Origin of the sequence: Bacillus sp. FSL K6-1284, from assembly GCF_038002625.1 — a bacterium.
In the GTDB taxonomy this organism is placed as follows: Bacteria; Bacillota; Bacilli; order Bacillales; family Bacillaceae; genus Bacillus; species Bacillus paralicheniformis.
On record NZ_JBBOCW010000001.1, the window covers coordinates 1,650,787 to 1,668,309 of the forward strand.

General features: G+C 45.8%; 20 protein-coding genes. 18 read left to right on the forward strand and 2 right to left on the reverse strand.

Annotation, left to right across the window (positions count from 1 at the left end; translation table 11 throughout):
- Positions 1–92 precede the first annotated feature (92 nt).
- The 10 genes from MHB72_RS08580 to rok all read left to right on the forward strand — a co-directional run bounded on the left by MHB72_RS08580 (position 93) and on the right by rok (position 7,781).
- Positions 93–968 carry a LysR family transcriptional regulator gene (locus MHB72_RS08580; RefSeq protein ID WP_216920485.1) on the forward strand — a complete coding sequence of 292 codons (876 nt, stop codon included), beginning with the start codon at positions 93–95 and terminating at the stop codon, positions 966–968.
- Between the two features lie 130 nt (positions 969–1,098).
- A complete protein-coding gene (locus MHB72_RS08585) occupies positions 1,099–1,578 on the forward strand; it encodes a flavodoxin (protein WP_020451202.1) in 480 nt (159 codons plus the stop codon).
- Entirely contained in the window at positions 1,568–2,461 is an 894-nt protein-coding gene (locus MHB72_RS08590; RefSeq protein WP_020451203.1) for a WD40/YVTN/BNR-like repeat-containing protein, read from the forward strand. The genes MHB72_RS08585 and MHB72_RS08590 overlap by 11 nt, the downstream gene beginning before the upstream one ends.
- A 29-nt stretch (positions 2,462–2,490) precedes the next feature.
- Positions 2,491–2,943 (forward strand): flavodoxin, encoded by a 453-nt coding sequence (locus MHB72_RS08595; RefSeq protein WP_020451204.1) that lies wholly within the window; start codon positions 2,491–2,493, stop codon positions 2,941–2,943.
- Between the two features lie 106 nt (positions 2,944–3,049).
- On the forward strand, positions 3,050–3,760 hold the full coding sequence (dapD, locus tag MHB72_RS08600) for a 2,3,4,5-tetrahydropyridine-2,6-dicarboxylate N-acetyltransferase (protein ID WP_065644039.1): 711 nt from the start codon (positions 3,050–3,052) through the stop codon (positions 3,758–3,760).
- Between the two features lie 69 nt (positions 3,761–3,829).
- On the forward strand, positions 3,830–4,954 hold the full coding sequence (locus MHB72_RS08605) for an N-acetyldiaminopimelate deacetylase (protein ID WP_065644040.1): 1,125 nt from the start codon (positions 3,830–3,832) through the stop codon (positions 4,952–4,954).
- Between the two features lie 62 nt (positions 4,955–5,016).
- Positions 5,017–5,262: a YkuS family protein gene (locus tag MHB72_RS08610; protein ID WP_003181323.1), complete on the forward strand. Its 246-nt coding sequence runs from the start codon at positions 5,017–5,019 to the stop codon at positions 5,260–5,262.
- A 294-nt stretch (positions 5,263–5,556) separates the two neighbouring features.
- Positions 5,557–6,099 carry a biofilm-specific peroxidase AhpA gene (gene ahpA, locus MHB72_RS08615; protein WP_020451207.1) on the forward strand — a complete coding sequence of 181 codons (543 nt, stop codon included), beginning with the start codon at positions 5,557–5,559 and terminating at the stop codon, positions 6,097–6,099.
- A gap of 89 nt (positions 6,100–6,188) precedes the next feature.
- Positions 6,189–6,647 carry a redoxin domain-containing protein gene (locus MHB72_RS08620; protein WP_020451208.1) on the forward strand — a complete coding sequence of 153 codons (459 nt, stop codon included), beginning with the start codon at positions 6,189–6,191 and terminating at the stop codon, positions 6,645–6,647.
- A 546-nt stretch (positions 6,648–7,193) separates the two neighbouring features.
- Positions 7,194–7,781, forward strand: coding sequence for a transcriptional regulator Rok (gene rok, locus MHB72_RS08625; protein WP_020451209.1), 588 nt, complete (start codon positions 7,194–7,196; stop codon positions 7,779–7,781).
- A gap of 144 nt (positions 7,782–7,925) precedes the next feature.
- On the opposite strand, the gene MHB72_RS08630 is transcribed toward rok, so the two are convergent.
- Complete coding sequence (locus MHB72_RS08630) at positions 7,926–8,882, reverse strand: sporulation protein (protein ID WP_216920486.1); 957 nt, start codon at positions 8,880–8,882, stop codon at positions 7,926–7,928.
- 152 nt (positions 8,883–9,034) lie between these two features.
- Between MHB72_RS08630 and mobA the strand changes: the two genes are divergently transcribed.
- From mobA to moaD, 6 genes are all read left to right on the forward strand, one after another.
- Entirely contained in the window at positions 9,035–9,622 is a 588-nt protein-coding gene (gene mobA / locus MHB72_RS08635; RefSeq protein ID WP_026579784.1) for a molybdenum cofactor guanylyltransferase, read from the forward strand.
- Positions 9,623–9,727: 105 nt separating this feature from the next.
- Positions 9,728–10,741 carry a molybdopterin-synthase adenylyltransferase MoeB gene (locus MHB72_RS08640; protein WP_216920487.1) on the forward strand — a complete coding sequence of 338 codons (1,014 nt, stop codon included), beginning with the start codon at positions 9,728–9,730 and terminating at the stop codon, positions 10,739–10,741.
- 18 nt (positions 10,742–10,759) lie between these two features.
- Positions 10,760–12,052 carry a molybdopterin molybdotransferase MoeA gene (locus tag MHB72_RS08645; protein ID WP_020451213.1) on the forward strand — a complete coding sequence of 431 codons (1,293 nt, stop codon included), beginning with the start codon at positions 10,760–10,762 and terminating at the stop codon, positions 12,050–12,052.
- Positions 12,019–12,546 (forward strand): molybdopterin-guanine dinucleotide biosynthesis protein B, encoded by a 528-nt coding sequence (gene mobB / locus MHB72_RS08650; protein WP_128822362.1) that lies wholly within the window; start codon positions 12,019–12,021, stop codon positions 12,544–12,546. The genes MHB72_RS08645 and mobB overlap by 34 nt, the downstream gene beginning before the upstream one ends.
- Entirely contained in the window at positions 12,525–13,019 is a 495-nt protein-coding gene (locus MHB72_RS08655; RefSeq protein WP_020451215.1) for a molybdenum cofactor biosynthesis protein MoaE, read from the forward strand. Before mobB ends, MHB72_RS08655 begins: the two co-directional genes overlap by 22 nt.
- Positions 13,016–13,249, forward strand: coding sequence for a molybdopterin converting factor subunit 1 (gene moaD, locus MHB72_RS08660; protein ID WP_023857283.1), 234 nt, complete (start codon positions 13,016–13,018; stop codon positions 13,247–13,249). The genes MHB72_RS08655 and moaD overlap by 4 nt, the downstream gene beginning before the upstream one ends.
- A 30-nt stretch (positions 13,250–13,279) precedes the next feature.
- On the opposite strand, the gene MHB72_RS08665 is transcribed toward moaD, so the two are convergent.
- Positions 13,280–13,657, reverse strand: a complete 378-nt coding sequence (locus MHB72_RS08665) for a Rok-like winged helix domain-containing protein (protein ID WP_020451217.1) — start codon at positions 13,655–13,657, stop codon at positions 13,280–13,282.
- A gap of 266 nt (positions 13,658–13,923) precedes the next feature.
- Between MHB72_RS08665 and MHB72_RS08670 the strand changes: the two genes are divergently transcribed.
- Together MHB72_RS08670 and MHB72_RS08675 are read left to right on the forward strand one after the other, a co-directional pair.
- Positions 13,924–15,681 (forward strand): ABC transporter ATP-binding protein, encoded by a 1,758-nt coding sequence (locus MHB72_RS08670; protein ID WP_023857282.1) that lies wholly within the window; start codon positions 13,924–13,926, stop codon positions 15,679–15,681.
- A gap of 12 nt (positions 15,682–15,693) precedes the next feature.
- A complete protein-coding gene (locus MHB72_RS08675; protein WP_026579782.1) occupies positions 15,694–17,514 on the forward strand; it encodes an ABC transporter ATP-binding protein in 1,821 nt (606 codons plus the stop codon).
- Positions 17,515–17,523 lie beyond the last annotated feature (9 nt).

Below are 17,523 nucleotides of genomic sequence, written 5' to 3' on the forward strand. Positions count from 1 at the left end.
ACATTCTCCGAAGCCTGACTTTCCGCTTGATTAAAAAACAGCCGTTTGATTAAATGTATGATAAGAAAAACTTATTGGAATGAGGAATGTCCATGCAGCTTCAAGAGCTCCAAATGCTTGTCGTTCTGGCGGAAGAATTAAATATGCGGAAAGCGGCTGAACGCCTGTTTGTTTCCCAGCCGGCTTTGTCCCAACGCCTGCAGACCATTGAGAAATCATGGGGAACGAAAATTTTTTTGAGATCGCAAAAAGGGCTGACGGTTACGTCTGCCGGAGAAAAAATCATCCAGTTCGCAAAAGATGTGACATTGGAACAGGAAAAAGTGAGAGAGAATATCGATGAGTTGGAGGGCGAGATTCACGGTACGCTCAAATTGGCGGCCGCTTCGATCATTGGGCAGCATTGGCTTCCCAACGTTCTGAAAACCTATGTCAAACAATATCCAAACGTGAAAATTTCGCTCGTGACCGGATGGAGCAGCGAAATGCTGAAAAGCCTCTACGAAGACCATGTTCATGTCGGCATTATCAGAGGAAACCCGGAATGGAAAGGACCGAAGCATTACTTGATGCGGGACGAATTGTACCTTGTCGATACAGAGATCCGTAACATTGAGGACATTGCCAAAACGGAACGGCCGTTCATCCAGTTCAAAAGCGACAGCACGTACTATCAGGAAATTCAGCACTGGTGGCATCAAAAGTTTAAAACGTCGCCAAAGCAGACCATTATTGTCGACCAAATTGAAACATGCAAACAGATGGCTTTCCACGGAATCGGCTATGCGATCCTTCCATCTGTGACGCTTCACGGAAGCGGGAGCCATGTTCATCAAATCCCGCTGCTTGACGCTAAAGGAAAAGCAATCGGCAGAGATACGTGGCTGCTCGGTTATGAGCCGGCTTTCCAACTGAAGCAAGTACAGGCGTTTGTAGAGGTTGTGAAAGAATGTACGGCAACTGAATAAACATTAGAAAGGCAGGACTCAAAAAAGAGGGCTGCTTTTTTTGTGCGATTTATTGACATTGATAATCATTATCATTTAAAGTGTATCTATATAATAATGAAAATCATTATCAATTTCAGAGGTGATTCTGTTGTCTAAAGCATTAATTGCATATGCCAGCATGTCCGGCAACACGGAGGATATCGCGATGATCATCAAAGATACATTGAAGGAGAACGGTTTTGATGTCGCAATTCAGGAAATGGATGATGTCGATGCCGATTCATTGGCTGAATACGATCTTCTTTTAATCGGCACCTACACATGGGGAGACGGGGATCTTCCTTATGAAGCGGAATCGTTTTACGACGAGGTCTCTTCGCTTGACCTTAAAGGAAAGAAAGCGGCATGCTTCGGATCCGGCGACTATGCATACCCCCGCTTTTGCGAAGCGGTCAACACGTTTTACAGCATGCTAGAACGAACCGGCGCCGACCTTTATCGAGAGACCTTGAAAATAGAACTTGCCCCCGAAACGGATGAAGATGCCGAGTGCTGCAAGGAATTTGCCGAAGGTTTTATAAGATGGGCAGAACACGAAAAGCGGCAGGCTGAGACCCATGTTTCATAAAGGTGCGACGGCCGTCGCTTCGGCAAAGCATTCCGGTTACTTTGTCGCCATCAAGCGGGAAGGGATTTTTCACTATTCACTTGAGCAAGGCTGGACAAAGCTCTTTCAATTAAAAAGCAAAATATGTTCCATCACCTATATCGGCGATTATTTATTCGGCGCAGGGGAGAGGGGAACGATTATCAGATCGTCTGACCAAGGAGCAACCTGGTCAATCTCAAGCTTTCCGACAAACGCTACGATTTGGTCGATCACAGGGACAACGGACGGCTTTGTTTGTGCCCATGGGAAGCATTGCATTTACATATCAGAGGATTTCGGCGTCTCATGGAAAATCGTCAAGCCGTTTTCCGCTTTGAGTCATCCGCCCGTTATCCGCTCTCTGTGCCTCCATGAGGAGCGCCTTTACATCGGAACGCAGATTCATGAAGTGCACGGCGGTGTTTGGGCATACGATTTGGCAGCAGAATCGGCTTTTTTGATCAAAAAAGAAACCGGCCGCATGACCGCCTCGATGATCGCATTTGAAGGCGAATGGCTGGTTTGTGCGATGGGATCTAAAAAAGGAAATCACGGTGCCGTCAATTTGGTCAACATCCATACGAATGATGAAATACAAATCAGCCAGGGCCTTGTTGAGAATGAAGAATCATTCCTGGATGTGTCCGAAGACAACGGAATCATCTATGTCACGTCGGCTCAAGACCGAGACGGATTTTCAAGAATCTACCGGCTTGATTTCTTTGAAAGAGAGCTGAAATGGTTTGACACGATTAAAGGGCATGGATTCAGAGTCGCCAATCAAAAGGAGAACTTCTTTTGCGCGGGTCTTTATGAATGCAAATTTGTCAGGCCTTATGAACAGCCTGCTGCAGCCCACTGATTTTATAGCGTTTTATAGGAGGAATAACGATGGGGAAAGTTTTGCTGGTTTATGCAAGCATGTCTGGAAATACAGAAGCAATGGCCGATTTAATCGAGAAAGGCCTTCTTGAGGGCGGGGCCGAAGTTGACCGCCATGAAGCGATGGATGTAGATGCGGCGCTCTTTAACGATTATCAGTATATGATATTTGGCGCTTATACATGGGGCGACGGGGATCTCCCGGATGAGTTTTTGGATATTTACGATGATATGGAAGGGATGGATTTCACAGATAAGATGTTTGCCGTTTTCGGGTCCGGAGATACTTCTTACGAGCATTTTTGCGGTGCCGTCGACATACTTGAGGACAAAATCAAAGAGCTTGGCGGAGACACGGTGCTTCCGTCCGTCAAAATCGAAATGAATCCGGAAGATGAAGAAGAAGACATGCTGCTTCAATTCGGCAGGGATTTTGCAAAGAAATGTGAAGTGCCGGCATGACATTTGCTAAAAAAGAAAACGGGACGCCCCCTTTCCTTTTTTTCTTGTTTTTAAATCTTTCCTTTGATACAGTAATGAGGAGAAAAAGAGAAGGAGGACTTACATAATGAAAATGATGGATGCAAATGAGATTATCTCATTTATTCAAAATAGTAAGAAATCAACACCTGTTAAAGTGTATGTGAAAGGCGACCTTGAAGGAATTGACTTCGGCGCTTCAGCCAAGCCTTTTATTACAGGGCATACTGGGGTAGTATTCGGTGAATGGGCGGAGATTCAAGCTGCGCTCGAAGCAAACAAAGGTAAAATTGAAGACTATGTTGTCGAAAACGACCGCCGCAATTCGGCGATCCCAACGCTCGATTTGAAAAATATTAAAGCGCGAATCGAGCCGGGTGCGATCATCCGCGATCAAGTGGAAATCGGCGACAACGCCGTTATCATGATGGGAGCTTCCATCAACATCGGCTCTGTAATCGGCGAAGGAACGATGATCGATATGAATGTCGTGCTGGGCGGACGAGCTACCGTCGGCAAAAACTGCCACATTGGAGCGGGTTCCGTGCTTGCCGGTGTCATTGAGCCCCCTTCAGCAAAACCTGTCGTTATTGAAGACGATGTCGTCATCGGTGCAAACGCCGTCGTACTTGAAGGCGTGACTGTCGGAAAAGGAGCCGTCGTTGCTGCCGGCGCAATCGTTGTGGAAGATGTGGCACCTTACACAGTAGTTGCCGGAACGCCTGCGAAAAAAATCAAAGACATCGATGAAAAAACAAAAGGCAAAACAGAAATCAAACAGGAATTGCGTCAGCTTTAAGAAGCGGCGGCGAAAAGTGCGTGGATGTGACAATCCACGCATTTTCGTATCGCCGGGGAGGTTAGAAAGATGAAATTGGACGAATTAGCAGCGATTCGCAGAGATCTGCACCAAATTCCTGAACTCGGTTTTCAGGAATATAAGACACAGGCTTATCTTTTGAACCACTTACTAAAGCATCCGGAAGACCGGATTGAAATCGAAAAGTGGAGAACCGGACTGTTTGTAAAGGTTAAAGGGACAGCCCCTGAACAGATTTTGGCTTACAGGGCGGATATGGACGGGCTCTCGATTCGGGAAGATACCGGATATTCTTTTTCTTCCGTACATCAGAACAGGATGCATGCGTGCGGGCATGATTTCCATATGACGATTGCCCTCGGCATCATCGATCATTTCGTCCGCAACCCGGTTAAACAAGATCTGTTGTTTTTGTTCCAGCCTGCTGAAGAAGGGCCGGGCGGCGCTGAACCGATGCTTGAAAGCGATTTGTTTAAAAAGTGGGAGCCGAGCATGATCACAGCGCTGCACATCGCGCCTGAGCTCCCGGTCGGAACGATCGGAACGAAAAGCGGGCTGCTCTTTGCCAATACGTCAGAGCTTGTAATCGAACTTGAAGGAAAGGGCGGGCATGCCGCATATCCCCACCTTGCAGAAGATATGGTGGTCGCCGCCAGTTCGCTCGTTACGCAAATGCAGTCGATCGTAGCCAGGAATGTCGATCCGCTGGACAGTGCTGTCATTACCATAGGGACGATTACAGGCGGATCGGCACAAAACATTATCGCTCAGCAAGCAAGGCTTGAAGGGACGATCAGGACGCTGTCCCCAGCCTCAATGGAACAGGTGAAGAAAAGGATCGAGGCGATGGTGAGCGGCCTGGAAACGGCTTATCAATGCAACGGTAAAGTCAGCTATCCGGCAGCATATTATCAGGTCTATAATTCAAGCGGTTTAGTTGAAGACTTTATGCAGTTCGTTTCTGAAAGCGGCCTTGCAGAGGTCATCCGTTCAAAAGAAGCGATGACAGGAGAGGACTTCGGCTATATGCTGAAAAAGTATCCGGGCTTCATGTTTTGGCTCGGCGTCGATTCACCTTACGGACTCCACCATGCCAAACTGCAGCCGAAAGAGGAAGCGCTTGAGACGGCAGTCCGCGTTATGACGGCTTATTTCTCTTCCAAAGCCAATTAGAACAAGCGGCTGGTATAAAAAATCAGCAAACGTGGCATCTTAATTGGTGGAGGTGTTTCTTCATGTCGAAAAAAATCGGAATCGAACAATCTCTTTCTGATGTCGAGGCTGCTTTGAAGGAAAAAGGGTATGAGGTTGTAACGATGAAAACCGAAGACGATGCAAAAGGCTGCGACTGCTGTGTTGTCACTGGTCTGGACACTGACATGCTCGGGATTTCAGATACGATGACCGGAGCATCTGTCATTCAGGCGACTGGTTTAACTGCCGATGAAATCTGTCAGCAGGTTGAGCAAAAACTTCAGTAATAAACATAAAACCGAAGTTCCAGCTTCGGTTTTAACTTGTTTTTCCAAAAAACGGCTGTCGGGTGTTAAATGGTTGTTTCATCATCCGGAGGCATGTTACACTTTTTTTAAAGGCTTAAAAAAAGAACAACCGCTAATTTAAATTTATTATCAATTAATATTGACTAAAAATATGGTAAGTATTATAATGAATTATGTATGTGATGTTATTAACTAAATGAGAATTTAATATTTAAATTCTCATTTTGATATGGGTAGCAGAACCCAAAAATCACAATTGGAGGGATACATAAAATGGCAGAACGCATGGTAGGTAAACAAGCGCCGCGCTTTGAAATGGAAGCGGTTCTTGCAAACAAAGAATTTGGAAAAGTAAGCCTTGAAGAAAACATGAAGAATGATAAGTGGACGGTTCTATTCTTCTATCCTATGGACTTTACTTTCGTGTGCCCGACAGAAATTACAGCAATGTCTGACCGCTATGACGAGTTTGAAGACCTTGATGCAGAAGTAATCGGCGTTTCAACTGACACCATCCACACTCACTTGGCATGGATTAACACAGACCGCAAAGAAAATGGTCTCGGCCAGCTGAAATACCCGCTTGCTGCCGACACAAACCATGAAGTATCCCGTGAATACGGCGTACTGATTGAAGAAGAAGGTGTGGCGCTTCGCGGATTGTTCATCATTAATCCGGAAGGCGAACTTCAATATCAAACAGTGTTCCATAACAACATCGGCCGTGATGTAGACGAAACATTGCGCGTGCTTCAAGCGCTGCAAACAGGCGGTCTTTGCCCTGCAAACTGGAAACCGGGTCAAGCAACTCTTTAATTTTTATTCTCAAATTAGAAATCAGATTGGAAAGGTCTAACATTTGTTAGACCTTTTTAATCGACAAAAATGACAATGGAGGAAAAATCATGAAATTACGCCAGCCGATGCCGGAACTGACCGGCGCAAAAGAGTGGTTAAACGGAGAAGTGACAAAAGAGCAGCTTATCGGAGAAAAGCCGACATTAATTCATTTTTGGTCGATCAGCTGCCACTTGTGCAAAGAGGCGATGCCGCAAGTCAATGAGTTCCGCGACCGCTACAGCGATAAACTAAACGTGGTGGCCGTGCATATGCCGCGTTCAGAAGACGATTTAGACTTGAATAAAATCAAAGAGGTTGCCGCTGAACATGATATTACTCAGCCTGTTTTTGTTGACAGCGACCATAAGCTGACTGACGCTTTCGAAAATGAATATGTTCCGGCTTATTACGTTTTTGATAAAACAGGCCAACTTCGCCATTTTCAAGCTGGAGGAAGCGGGATGAAAATGCTCGAAAAACGTGTAAACCGTGTTCTTGCCGAAACAGAACAGTCTGCTGAATAAAGATGAAAAGCCCCGTTTTCATGGGGTTTTTTGTTTATTCGGCTCCTCATTGCAAAAAAAGCAAAAAAATTTCCTCTATCCGCCCCTTTCGACAAATGGATCATTAGACACTGTTTATTTTACTTGATGAGTCTTATGTCCTGTTTTTGTTTCAGGAGTATTTCTGACTTTCCCTGTACACAACAAACTGCGAATTCGACAAGTGAAATCTGTTAATTTTGAATATTCTGGATTTATAAGCCGGATTAATCATTGATATTTCACACTTTCCATCACGATTAAACAGTAGAGTCTATTCCTAAATTATGTTTCGTTGAAAAGTAATTTTCTATGTTCCTTCATTATTTACCATTTTTCGACAATGGGTTTAGAGTAGGCCGAAATGCTTCGAAAACTCCTCAGGCTTCAAGTTTTCCGGAAATTTAGTTCTATTTTCTTAACGGAAAGCAACAGTAGAAAAACGAAAAAATAGTTGATAAAATTAGTTTGGTAATCTAATATTTTTATTGGAAGGTTTATTTATTCTGATAGGAGGGTATAAACGGTATGTTTAACGAGAGGGAAGCATTGCGTTTAAGATTGGAGCAGCTGAATGAGGCTGAGGTTAAGGTGATTAGGGAGTATCAAATTGAGCGGGATAATATATATGCAAAGCTGCGTGAATTGGATCGTCCATCCAGCTTTAATGATACAAAAAAAGATTTTCGCCCGGAGCGTAAAACGGAATCTCTCCCTGTTTTAGCTGAATTAGCTGCGCAGGAGATGAAGAGCTATCAGCAACAACAGCAGCAGCCGCAAGCATCTCAAAAGAACCAGCAGCAGACTTCTCCGCAAACCTCCTCACTGCCTGCCGGAATTCCAGATGGAACGACAAGGCGCAGAAGGGGTACAGCACGTCCAGGCTCAAAAGCTGCAAAACTGCGTGAAGCGGCGATTAAAACATTAAAACGCCATAATGCGGCCATCAAAAGCTCCGAACTTCAAAAAGAAATCGAAAAAGAGAGCGGACTTGAGATCCCTAATATGACAACCTTTATGCAAAGCCTGATTAAAATGTACCCGGAAGTCAAAAAACCATACCGCGGTCAATATATATTAGAGGGTGAGATTTCTACCGAGACAGAGCAGCAATAGTCAAACCCTTGCTTTTCCAGATAGCGTTTCCATTTTGAGGAACACCAAGGCGGCCGCTATATACGCCGCCGCCCTAATCAACTGCTTGAGACAATCGACTCAAGCGGTTTTTTATAAAATCCAAATTATTCCTTAAAGTGGTATTCAATTTAAAGGTTTTGTTTCTTTGTCTTTGCGTTTAATTTGATAGACCCATTTTTGCGGGGTTGTTTCTTCTTTCGTCTGCTTTTTCCATTCAGTTATTTTCTGATCCATTTTCGTGTCATTTTGTTTGATGACGCTCAATTGCTGTTGGAGCTGATCGACTTGCTCCGTAACTGTTTGAAGTACCGCCTCGATCTGCTCTGACCGTTCAAAAAGCTCTTCGTTTTGTTCAAGCGCCTTCTCCGTCTGCTGAGATGTATCAATATCGGCAAAATGAGAAGCGATCCACTTATCACTTTCATCGAGCTGCCTTTTATAGGATAAAATCGTTTCGTAAAACAGCGCTTCTTTTGTTTTTTCAGCCTCCAAAAGGCGGTTTTTCGTTTCTGTCACCCGCTCTTTTAATACCGCAACATCTGTTTCGATTTGTTTGAGCTGAAGACCTTTAGCATGAAGTTCGTCTTTCAGGCGGGCATTTTCGTGTGCAGCGTTTTCGAGCTCATGCTCCTTTTTTTCCCTCAGCGTTTTTTCTTTTTCCGCATGAAGCTTTTCATATTCTATTTGGCTATGTAAGCTTTTTTTCTCTTCTTCGGCTTTTACATTTGTTAAATGAAGGCGGTGCTTTTCTTCTATCTCTTGTTTTCTTGCATAGGTTTCTTTTTGAAGGAGCTCCTGAAGAACAACGATTTTACCCAGCAGTTCGCTTTTTATCCGGTTGAGCGTTTCGGCCGACTCGTCTTCCTTGTTTGCCGAAATCCGCTCCAGTTCGATTGACAGCTGCTGAAGCTGCTGCTTCATCGCTGCGTTTTCCTGGCTGAGCTTATGATTTTTTTGATGAAAATAGCTTGCTTCAAGCTCGTGGATCAATTGATGTGACCTTGCCAGCTCCGCTTTTAAAAAAAGGTTTTCCTGTGATAAATCATGAAAGTAAGGCAGCGAACCCGTTGTTTTTTTCATGGTGACCAGCCCCCTATTAATGTTACAACTACAATATGCATAAATGAAACACGGCATGCCTTTTGAAAAAGAGATTTTACAGACTTGTTCGGATTTCTAAAATTTTGCTATGATGTTCGCAGGCAGAAACACGCGAAGGAAGGTTGAGCTGCATGAAAGAAATACATGTCATATTATCGGGGGGCCTTTCACGCCGTTTTGGGGAACCGAAAGCGTTTGCCCGCTGGCAAGGCAAGCCGCTTTATCAATGGTGCAAACGTGCGCTGGGAGGCGATGTCCTGATATTGAGCCGTCCGGGGCTGACGGAGCGGTTTAAAGAACTCGGGGAAAAAGCGGTGCTGGAAGATATCGAACCGTTCAGTGGGAGAGGGCCGCTTGCAGGTATGTACACAGCCATGGTTCGGGCGGAAGGGGAATGCTATATTTTTTCGGCCTGTGATACCCCGCTTGTCCGGCAGGAGACCATATCGGCTTTAAAACGGCAGATGACCCCGGCGGATGACGCCGTCGTGCCGGTCGCAGACGGAAGGGCGCAGCCGCTTGTTGCTGTCTACAGCAGAAGGGTGAAATCCGTCCTCCTCGAACAGCTTCAGCAGAACGAGCTGAAGATCAGCAGTTTCCTCGACCGCATCCGCGTCAAGTATATTGAAGCTGATAGGGTCGGGGCAGAGCCGTGGGAATTTATAAATGTCAATAAAAAGTCGGATTTAGATAAAATAGAACCGTTCTTTCCGGGATGAAATATTTTATTATAGATTGCAAGGGTTTTTCGGAAAGTGTTTTTCAAAAAACAGCGGACGGAAAAATGATATGATATAGAAAAGGAAGTAAAGGGGATCATCCTGATGCATGAACGGTATTCAAGACAAATCAGATATCAAAACATCGGACAGGCGGGTCAGGACAGAATCAGGCAGAGCCATGTTTTGATCGTCGGAGCCGGGGCGCTCGGCACGTCGGCTGCCGAGGGGCTTGTGCGCGCAGGCATCGGTACACTGTCTATTATAGACCGCGATTATGTGGAATGGAGCAACCTGCAAAGGCAGCAGCTCTATACAGAGAAAGACGCGGAGGAAAGGCTTCCGAAAGCGGCAGCCGCAAAAGAACGTCTTTCCCAGATCAATCGCGATGTTGAGCTTCGTACATATGTTGCCGACGGCACCGTGGAAACACTCAGACCGCTGATCAAAGAAGCGGATGCTGTCATCGATGCAACGGATAACTTTGAGACCCGCATGATCATCAATGACCTTGTCCAAGAGACGGGCACTCCGTGGGTTTACGGCGCTTGTGTCAGCAGTCAGGGCATGTATATGACGATTATTCCTAAAAAAACGCCGTGCCTTGCCTGCCTGTTTGAAGATGTTCCGATTGGCGGGGCTACATGCGACACGTCGGGGATTATTTCGCCGGCCGTTCAAATGGTGTCGGCTTATCAGCAAGCTGAAATTCTAAAAATCTTAACGGACAACCAAGATGCGCTTGAAACCGCTTTTGTCACGTTTGATTTATGGGCGAACACCCACTTCCGAATGGAGATCGGCCGCAATGAGACATGTCCTTCGTGCGGAGAAACGCCGGTTTTTCCTTTCCTCAGCAACATGAGCCAAAAAAAAGCCGACGTTCTGTGCGGAAGAGAGACCGTCCAAATTCGCAGCGATATGTTAAAACGGCTGCCTAAAGAGGAACTCATGAAAAAACTTTCGGGCATCGGAAAAGTGGATGCGAATGATTATTTGCTGCATGTACAATACGAGACATTCAGAATCGTCATATTTAACGATGGAAGAGCCCTTGTTCACGGCACAAATGATATAAAAGAAGCCAACTCCATATTGGCGAGAGTCATCGGAATGTAACAACAGGAGGTTTTTTTAATGATTGAAAAAAGAACGCCCATTCCAGTTTTTGAAGCCGCTGCGCGTGTCTCTCGGCACTGGAAGCAGGGAGATACAGAGTGGATCCACCTTGAGGAGAGTCTCCATAGATTTTTAGCCGAAGATGTAAAGGCTGATCACGACGTACCCGCTTTTGACCGTTCGCCGTACGACGGCTTTGCTGTCCGAGCTTGCGATACCGCCGGTGCTTCACGGGAAAATCCGCTGCAATTCGAGGTGGTTGATCACATTGGAGCCGGAGCCGTGTCAGGTAAAACGCTCGGTCCTTTTCAAGCTGTCAGAATTATGACCGGAGCGCAGATTCCGGAGGGCGCTGATGCGGTAGTCATGCTTGAGCTGACGAAAACCTACTCAGAAGACGGTAAAAACTATATGGTGTTAAAACGCTCATTGGAGCCGGGAGAAAATATTTCAAAAACCGGAGAAGATGCGAGAAAAGGATCAGTGCTTGTGAAGAAAGGAACCCGGATCACGCCGGGTGTTGTCGCTTTGCTTGCAACATTCGGATATGCAGCGGTACCTGCAGTCAAAAAGCCTGTGGTAGGCATCATTGCCACCGGAACGGAGCTCCTGAATGTCAGCGATCCCCTCGTTCCCGGAAAAATCCGCAACAGCAATGCAGGCATGGTGGCCGCCCAGGTTGAAGAAGCAGGCGGAACCCCCCTTTATTTAGGGAAGATTTCTGATCGATTTGACGAAAGCTTTGCAGCGGTGGAAAAAGCTTTGGACAAGGTGGATTTTCTGATTACGACCGGAGGGGTGTCCGTAGGGGACTTTGATTTTCTGCCGGCAATTTACGAAAAGCTCGGGGCCGAGGTCCTGTTTAATAAAGTGGCCATGCGTCCGGGAAGTGTAACGACTGTTGCTCAATTAAACGGCAAATTGCTGTTTGGGCTCTCCGGGAACCCGTCAGCCTGCTTCGTTGGATTTGAGCTGTTTGTCAAGCCGTCCCTCCACACCTGGCTGCATCATCAAAAGCCGTATTCTTTATGTGCAGAAGCGGTTTTAAGCAAGGATTTTCCAAAGCCTAATCCGTTTACAAGATTTGTCCGCTCGTTTGTATCCATTAAAGACGGGGCGCTTCATGCGGAGCCTGTCGGCCTAGATAAATCGAGCGCCGTCACGTCGCTGGCAGATGCCAATGCGCTGATGGTTTTGCCGGGCGGAACGAGAGGCTATGAGGCCGGGGCAAGAGTGCATGTTCTGTTATACCGGGATGAGAACGGAAGTGAAGAGCTGTGGCCGCACATTTTCCAATCCTCCAGATCGTAGGGTACCAAAACAGCGGCAAAACGACGTTCGTTGAAAAACTAGCGGAAAAGCTCGGTCAGCTCGGAGTCAAGATTGGCTGTCTGAAACACCACGGACATGGAGGAGAACCGGATGTTTTCGCCGAGGGAAAGGATTCCGACCGCTTTTTTCGGGCGGGAGCGGCTGCGTCCGGCGTCGAAGGAGCAGGCGTTTTTCAACTGAGGGCGCGCGGCGAGTGGACGCTTGATCAACTGATTGCCGCTTATAGCGTTTTAGCGGTTCAGTGTCTTCTCATCGAGGGATTTAAACATGCGCCATATCAAAAAGTTGTCATGGTCAGAAACGAAGCGGACTGTCAGCTCTTGGAGGAATTGGACGGCATCATCGCCGTCATTTATCAAAAGAGCGAGCCGAAAACGGATGTTCCATCCTTTCATATTGAAGACCCGAGCGCCGTGGCTTTTATTCTGAATCATCTAAAGGAGGAAGGCGTTTGTCTGAACGATTTGTTATAACAAAAGAGCCGATTGTCATCGAAGATATCGTCAAAAAAGTTGAAAAAAGGGAAGCCGGGGCCATCACGACGTTTATTGGAACAGTGAGAGAATGGACAAATGGAAAAAAGACACTCTATCTCGAATATGAAGCATATGTTCCAATGGCGGTCAGCATGCTTGCTCAGATCGGGAAAGAAATCAATGAAAAATGGCCTGGTACAGCTGCAGCGATTACCCATCGCATCGGCAGGCTGGACATCTCCGACGCGGCCGTGGTGATCGCGGTGTCGTCACCTCACCGGAAAGCGGCATATGAAGCGAACGAATATGCGATCGAAAGGATAAAGCAAATCGTGCCGATTTGGAAAAAAGAACATTGGGAGGACGGCGAGACTTGGATCGGCGACCAGCTTGAGACAACTGAATACCCGGAAGGGAAACCAGATTTGGAAGCAGCGGCTTCCGACAGAAAAAGAGGTGCTGACCTTTGATTAAAATTTTACTGTTTGCCCAGCTTGCCGAACAAGCGGGTGCGCAGAGCGTTGATATAGATGAAGAAAAAACGACAACAGACGACATCAGACAGTTTTTAAAAGAAACTTACAATCTTCAGGGGACGGACCGAGCGATGATCGCTGTCAACGAAGTGTACAGAAGAGGAAACAGTGAGGTTAAGTCTGGAGATACGGTTGCTCTTATTCCCCCGGTCAGCGGAGGTTGAGAACGTCGGTCGGTTCAGGCATAGAGCCTGTTACCGACCGACGTTTTTTTTCGAACCGTTTTCCAGATAAATAAAACAGCCGCGCCGTTCTTTCGAAATGTTTGGTTCTAATTTTTGAATCAAGTCATAAAGCTCACTAATACGGTGAACGTTAAAATTGGTTCTTTCTTTCAGTTTCATTTTCAGTTCTTTTGTCGTTACAATTTTTCCTTTTTGCTGTTTAATAATGTCTACGCAATGTGCTGCATAATACTCTTTAGTGGAACGTCTATGTCGCTGGATTTGTCTGTCAAGTTCTCCTAACCTTGCGTAAATCCCTTCGCGTTCTTTCCGGAAGTCCTTCCAGATTTTTTGTTCCAATTCACCTAAGAGGAGAAGCTGTTTTTTTAAAGCCTCTCTTTTCGCCATTGCAATCAACTCCGTCATTCATAATTTGATAACATTTTCTATTATTTTACATCATCTTCCTTCATTCATCAAAAAATTTCCTTTGCCAACAAGAAACTATTTTTTATTGACTGTCACATTTTAAAAAGGATTTATTTCAAGCGGAAGAAGGAGGAAAACTCCATAATAAGTCTGAATTTTGTAAAATCGGTGGAATTTTATTTCGCAAACCGATATATTAGATGATGTGTCCTTGTTTTACATGAATTGGAAAGGTGCTGGTGCAAATGGAGTCCCTTAAAAAACTAAAAGATTTTTATTGGCCTTATAAAAGAATGTTCTTGTGGTCGCTTGTGTCGATGCTTCTGATGACGGCGATCACTGTTGTTTACCCGATTATTCTGCAAATGACAATTGATGAAGTGATTCTCGGCGGAAGGTACGGTTTGGTCATATGGATCAGCCTCGGGTTCATCGCTGTCATGGCGGCGAAGGGCGCAGCTACTTTTTTTCATCAGTATCTTGGAGATATGTTCGGAATCCGCTCGGTCTACCGGTTAAGAAAAGAGCTGTATGCGAAGTTGCAGCGTCTGCCGTTCAAGTATTATGACAGCGCTAAAACGGGAGATTTAATGTCGAGGCTTACGGCTGACGTCGAAGGCATCAGATTCTTTTTATCTTTCGGTTTTGCTGAGGCGATTCGCTTTATCCTGCTTGTCACCTTCAGTCTGTCTGTCATGTTTTCTTATTCTGTGCCGCTGACTCTGGTAACGATTGCTTCTCTGCCGTTTTTAGGAGCGGTTGTCTACAGGTTTGATAAAAAAGTGCATCCGGCTTTTCGGAACATAAGAAAATCTTTCGCCCGTTTAAATACGAAAGTTCAGGAAAATATCAGCGGCATGAATACCGTTAAATCTTTATCAAAAGAAGATTTTGAGATTCAAAACTTTACTCATTCAAATGACCATTTTCGAAATAAAAACTTAAACGCTTCGTTTATCATGTCTAAATTCTTTCCGCTGATGGAGTTTATCGGCAATATTTGCCTCGTTGCCCTGTTGTCGTTCGGCGGCTGGCTCGTGATGCAAAACAGCTTAAAACCGGGGGAGCTTGTCGCTTTTTTCAGTCTTGTCAATTACTTGATGTGGCCGATCATGAACCTCGGTTATGTCATCAACCTGTTTTCACAAGCGAAAGCATCAGGAGAGCGGCTGCTGGAAATTCTTGATGCCAAAGAGGAAATCACCGACAGCGGACATGCGGTGAAAAACGGCAGACTGAACGGCGATGTCGTATTCAGCGATGTTTCCCTTCAATATACAAAAGAAAACGCTGAAGCACTGCATGGAGTGTCTTTTCAAGCCGAGCGCGGCAAAACGATCGGGTTAATCGGTGCGACGGGGTCAGGAAAGAGCAGTATCATTCAACTGCTGAGCCGCTTTTATGAGCCGACATCCGGCCGGATCATGATCGACGGCAAGCCGCTTGAACACTACTCATTAAAAATGCTGCGCTCCAATATCGGCGTCGTCCCGCAGGAATCGTTTTTATTTTCATCAACGATCAGATCAAACATATCATATGGAAATCCTGATGCATCAATGGAAGAGATCATCGAAAGCGCGAAAAGAGCTCAGGCGCACGATTTTATCATGGAGCTTCCGAACCAATACGATACGATGCTCGGCGAGAGGGGGCTCGGACTGTCCGGTGGCCAAAAACAGCGAATCGCGATTGCGAGGGCGATTTGTCTGAACCCGGGCATTCTCATCCTCGATGATTCGACGAGTGCCGTTGACATGGAAACGGAGCACCGTATTCAGCTTGCATTGCGGGAAGTGATGCGGGATCGGACGACGTTCATCATCGCTCACAGAATCTCATCCTTAAAGCATGCCGACGAAATTCTTGTGCTCGATAAAGGTGTTGTTAAGGAAAGGGGAACACACGAACAATTATTGGAAGAAAACGGTTTATACAAACGGATTTTTGATTTGCAGTATAAAGATCAAAATGTGTTGAATGAGCCGCATTTTGCAGGATAGGAGGCTCTTGCTATGGAAAATCAGGCGAAAAAACAAACATTGATGAACCGGTTTTTTTATACTTCAGACCAAATCATTGAAAAGCCTTTTAACTGGGCGCAGATGTGGAGGCTGCTCAAATATTTAAAGCCTTACCGAAAAAATCTGCTGCCGCTCTCCTTTTTAACGGTCATGATCTCGGCGGCGATCCGGCTGACGGTGCCGATTTTGATCGGCGTCTATGCGCTCGACAAAGCAATCGCAGGCCGGGATATGAATCTTCTTGCGATTCTGATCTCCGTCATCAGTGGATTATATCTTGTCAATTATGTTAGCAATGTGTTGAGAATCCGCTGGATGAACAAGCTTGGCCAGCATGTCATTTATGATCTCAGACAGCATTTATTTACGCATGTTCAGCGGCTGTCGCATCGCTTTTTCGATGAGCGTTCGGCAGGTTCCATCCTTGTCCGGATCATGAATGACATCAATTCTCTGCAGGAATTATTTACGAGCGGAGTCATCAATTTATTGATGGATATCCTGCTCCTCTTCGGTATTATCGTCATTCTGTTTTCGCTCAGTCCTGAGCTGACCATCGCCATCATGGTGACGCTGCCTGTTATGTTCTTCATTTCAACCAATCTCAGAAGGAAAATCCGACGATCCTGGCAAAAGGTGCGCTTAAAGCAGTCCAAACTGAATTCCCATTTGAATGAAAGCATTCAAGGCATCCGGGTCACTCAGGCATTTACGCAGGAAAAAGAGAATATGATGTATTTTGAAGGCGTCAACAGCGAGAACTTTGAAGCCTGGCGGGAAGCGACGAAAAAAAATGCGACATTCCGCCCGCTTGTAGAAATGACAAACGCCGTCGGGACGGCCATTTTAATCTGGTACGGCACAAGCTTAATCATCAATGAAACGATTACGATCGGTGTATTTGTCTCATTCGCCTTCTATCTCGGAATGTTCTGGGAGCCGATTTCAAGGCTCGGCCAAGTCTACAACCAGCTGTTGATGGGGATGGCTTCGTCAGAGAGGATATTTGAATTTCTGGATGAAAAACCGAGTGTGGCAGACAAGGAAGATGCGGTCAAAATTAAAGAATTAAAAGGCCGGATCGAATTTGAACAGGTGGAATTTTCTTATGACGGGAATCGCAAGGCGCTGCACAGCATTTCATTTGAGGTGCCGGCGGGAACATCGCTCGCGCTTGTCGGACATACAGGATCAGGGAAGACGACGATCGCGAATCTGATCAGCAGGTTTTACGATGCAACAGGCGGGACTGTCAAAGTGGACGGAATACCGATTACCGATATCTCGCTTTCCGATCTTCGTTCGCAAATCAGCATCGTGCTGCAGGATACGTTTATTTTTTCCGGAACGATTATGGAAAATATTCGTTTTGGCCGTCCGAATGCCGCCGATGAAGAAGTGATCGAAGCAGCAAAAGCTGTCGGGGCCGATTCGTTTATTTCAGCGCTTCCGAATGGATACGCCACAGAAGTGGAAGAACGCGGCAATGTATTATCGGCAGGTGAGCGGCAGCTCATTTCATTCGCGAGGGCGCTCCTGGCAGACCCTCGCATTCTGATCCTTGATGAAGCAACCGCAAGTATTGACACAGAAACGGAAGTCAAGATTCAGGCTGCATTGAAAACCCTGCTCCATGGCAGAACGGCTATTATGATCGCTCACAGGCTTTCAACGATAAGGGATGCGGATAAAATCCTGGTTCTTGACCACGGCCGGAAAATAGAGGAAGGAAATCACCAGGAATTAATCGAAAAACGTGGAATGTATTATGAGCTGGTAAAAGCGCAGTATCAAATGTTTCAGCGAAACTAAACTGAAACC